This window comes from Arthrobacter sp. SPT-J7 (assembly GCF_059089965.1).
Window position 1 is genome coordinate 1 of sequence record NZ_JBNHFF010000286.1, and the last position, 3,605, is coordinate 3,605.

The following is a 3,605-nucleotide window of genomic DNA, read 5'->3' on the forward strand; positions in this document are numbered from 1 at the left end:
CCTTGACTAGGCCTGTGCTCCGGCGATGAAGCTGACGGCGTCGCCGACGGTCTTGAGGTTCTTGACCTCTTCGTCCGGGATGCGCACGCCGAACTTCTCTTCAGCGTTAACCACGATGGTCATCATCGAGATGGAGTCGATGTCCAGGTCCTCGGTGAAGGACTTGTCCAGCTCAACTGCCTCGGGGGCCAGGCCGGTTTCTTCGTTGACGATTTCAGCCAAGCCGGCCAGGATCTCTTCGTTGCTAGCCATTGGTGGCTCCTTTTCTTGTATTGCCGGCAGGGGCTGCCGGAAATGGTTCAGGACGCGGTTGCGGCCTGTTGGGGGCGTATCTAGGGAAGGACAACCACTTGGGCGCCGAAGACCAGCCCGGCGCCGAAGCCAATCTGGAGGGCCAGCCCGCCGCTCAGCTCCGGCTTCTCCGCGAGCAGGCGGTGGGTGGCCAAGGGGATGGACGCTGCAGAGGTGTTCCCTGCATCGGCGATGTCCCGTGCCACTGTAACCGTCTCCGGCAGCTTCAGCTTCTTCACCATCTCATCGATGATGCGCATGTTGGCCTGATGGGGGATAAAAGCCACGAGGTCCTCGGCCTGTACACCGGCCGCGTCCAGGGCCTGCTGGGCCACCTTCGCCATCTCCCAGACTGCCCAGCGGAAGACCGTCTGGCCGTCCTGCCGCAGGGTGGGGTAGAGCTCCTGCGCTTCTTCGAGCAGGGCGAGGTCGCCGGTGGAGTCTGACTGCCGCGCAGCCATGCCAAGGTCGCGCACATCGAGCATGGAGCGGGTCATTCCGATGGCGTCCCACTTGCTGCCGTCGGATCCCCAGACCGAGGGCGCGATTCCCGGAGTCTCGGACGGGCCGATCACGACGGCGCCGGCCCCGTCTCCGAGGAGGAATGAGATGGTGCGTTCCCGGTTGTCGATGACGTCGGAGAGCTTCTCTGCGCCAACCACCAACACGTACTTAGCGGTACCGGAGCGAACGAGCGCGTCGCCCTGGGCAATGCCGTAGCAGTAGCCGGCGCAGGCAGCGGAAATGTCAAAGGCAGGTGCCGGCGTGGCGCCGAGGCGGTCAGCCAGGCTGGCGGCCGCAGACGGCGTCGCGTAGGGGTGGGTGACAGTGGAGACAATGACGGCGCCAAGGTCCGATGCTTCGATCCCGGCCTTTTCCATGGCTTCACGGGCAGCACCTTCGGCCATATCGATCACGCTGACGTCAGCCGCGGCACGGTGGCGGGTGACGATCCCGGTCCGCTGGCGGATCCATTCGTCAGAGGAATCGATCCACTGGCAGACGTCCTCGTTGGTGACGATGACGTCCGGCCTGTAGGCGCCGAGCCCGAGGATCCGGGTGTGTTCCTGAATGGGGGCCTGTTTCAGCGTGGGAACGCTCATGCGTTGCCCTCCAGTTCTGCGAAGAGCGCCAGGGCGGCGGAAAGGTCGTCGGGGGTCTTGACCGCAACGGTTTTGACGCCGGGCATGCCACGCTTGGCGAGGCCGGCAAGGGTTCCGGCAGGAGCAAGCTCAATGACGCCGGTGACACCGCGCTGGATCAGGGTTTCCATGCACAGGTCCCAGCGGACCGGACGGGACACCTGGGCGATCAGGCTTTCGACGGCGGCACCGCCATCGGTGACTTCCCCGCCGTCGTAATTCGACAGCAGGGGCACCTTCGGCGCTTGCGGCTTCAGCGCCGGCTCCAGCGTCTTGAGGGCGCTGACCGCGGGTGACATGTGGCTGGTGTGGAACGCGCCGGCCACCTTCAGGGGGATTACGCGAGCCTTCGCGGGCGGGTTGTCGGCGAGGGCCTTCAGCTGTTCGAACGTTCCCGCAGCCACGGTCTGGCCCGCGCCGTTGACATTTGCAGGGGTGGCGCCGGCTGCTTCAATGGCGGCCAACACCTCCGCCGGGTCCCCGCCGACGACGGCGCTCATACCGGTGGGCGTAGCGGACGCGGCAGCAGCCATGCTGTTGGCACGCTCGCGGACAAACGTCATGGCTTCCTGTTGCGTCAGGACGCCGGCAAGGGCGGAAGCGGTGATCTCACCTACGGAGTGGCCGGCGAGAATCACCGGAAGGGAGCTGAGTTCGACGTCGAAAAGGGAAGCCGCGGCTACGAGTCCGGCGGCAACAATCAGGGGCTGCGCCACGGCAGTGTCCTTGATGGTTTCTTCGTCGGAGGTGGTCCCGTGGGCGATCAGATCGATGCCTGCGATATCGCTCAGGGAGGCCAGTTGGCCTGCCACCGGGGGCAGTTCAAGCCAGGGGGCCAGAAAACCCGGGGTTTGTGAGCCCTGTCCAGGGCAGACTATTGCAAGCACGTAACCAGCTTTCCAAATTACTGTGTGATCCAGCGGTGTTTGTCCGCACCAAGCTCACGGGGTCAGGTTGTAGGAAGTCTACAACGCCTTAGGGCTGGTTCCGCGACGGCTGACGCTCCACGGCGGCTTTGGGCGGGGCGGAGAGGCGGCCCACCACAAGCGCCGCCTGGAGGACAAATGCCTCTCTCGGGAGGAGCGGATCCCAGCCCGTGACGTCGCAAACCCGCTTCAGCCTGTACCTGACGGTGTTGGCATGGACAAAGAGTTCCCGTGCCGTTGCCTCAAGGGAATGGCCAAGTTCCAAGTATGTCCCGAGGGTTTCCACCAGCCCGTTGGACGCAGCGAGGAGCGGGCGGTAGATGTTCTTGACCAGCGAGCGGCGGGCGGCGTCGTCCCCTGAGATGACCCGCTCGGGCAGCAGGTCGTCGGCGGCAACGGGCCGGGGCGCGGACGGCCATGCCCTGGCTGCGGTCAGGCCGGCGAAGGCCGATTGCGCCGAGCTGCTCGCCTCCAGCAGCGATCCTGCTTCGGGCCCGTACACCACGGGGCCCGGGGCAAACATGTCGCTGAGCTTAACGTAGGCGGTTTCCCGGTCCGAAACGCCGCCCAGGATCAGGATCAGGCGGTCGCCCTGGATCCCCACGAGGGCGTCCTCCGCGTAGCGGCCCGCCATCCGGCGGAGTTCGCTGACATAGCTGGCGCTGGGTTCGGAAGGCGAGTTGCCCACCATCACGGTGAACCGTTCCTGCGCCTTCCAGCCCAGGGCTGCGATCCTGGAGCGCAGGGCATCAGTGTTTTCGCCCCGAAGGATGGCATCGACGATCAGGGCTTCCAGGCGGGTGTCCCAGGAGCCGCGGGATTCAGCGGCGCGCGCATAAACGTCGGCCGCGGCGAACGCCACCTCGCGGGAATAGCGGAGGACGGCCTCACGAAGGGACGGTTGGTCAGCCTCCGGGGCGATGACCGGTACCTGGTCCTCCACCACCTCCACCACGATCCGGATCAGTTGCAGGGCCTTCTGCAGGCTGATGGACCGGGTGAGTTCCGTTGGCGCCGTCCCAAAGACGTCAGTGAGGATCCAGGAGGGGGAACTTGGGCGTTCATACCAGGTCACAAAGGCTGCGATGCCGTTCTGGGCCACCATGCCAAGGGCGGAGCGTTCATCCGAGCTGAGCCGGCTGTACCAGGGCAGGGATTTTTCCAGCTCCCGCAAGGTGGTGGTGGACAGCTGGCCTACATTTGCCCGCAGCTTTTTGAGGGTTTCGGACTTCTCCGGCGTGACCCC

The 3,605-nt window shown here is 65.4% G+C and carries 4 protein-coding genes; all 4 read right to left on the reverse strand.

What is annotated here, in order from left to right; all coding sequences use genetic code 11:
• Positions 1–6 precede the first annotated feature (6 nt).
• Positions 7–252, reverse strand: a complete 246-nt coding sequence (locus AC5RWX_RS31415; RefSeq protein WP_009359314.1) for an acyl carrier protein — start codon at positions 250–252, stop codon at positions 7–9.
• An 80-nt stretch (positions 253–332) separates the two neighbouring features.
• Positions 333–1,394, reverse strand: a complete 1,062-nt coding sequence (locus AC5RWX_RS31420; RefSeq protein WP_494100109.1) for a beta-ketoacyl-ACP synthase III — start codon at positions 1,392–1,394, stop codon at positions 333–335.
• Positions 1,391–2,320 carry an ACP S-malonyltransferase gene (locus tag AC5RWX_RS31425; protein ID WP_494100110.1) on the reverse strand — a complete coding sequence of 310 codons (930 nt, stop codon included), beginning with the start codon at positions 2,318–2,320 and terminating at the stop codon, positions 1,391–1,393. Before AC5RWX_RS31425 ends, AC5RWX_RS31420 begins: the two co-directional genes overlap by 4 nt.
• A gap of 88 nt (positions 2,321–2,408) precedes the next feature.
• On the reverse strand, positions 2,409–3,605 hold a 1,197-nt coding region (locus AC5RWX_RS31430; RefSeq protein WP_494100111.1), incomplete at its 5' end, for a PucR family transcriptional regulator.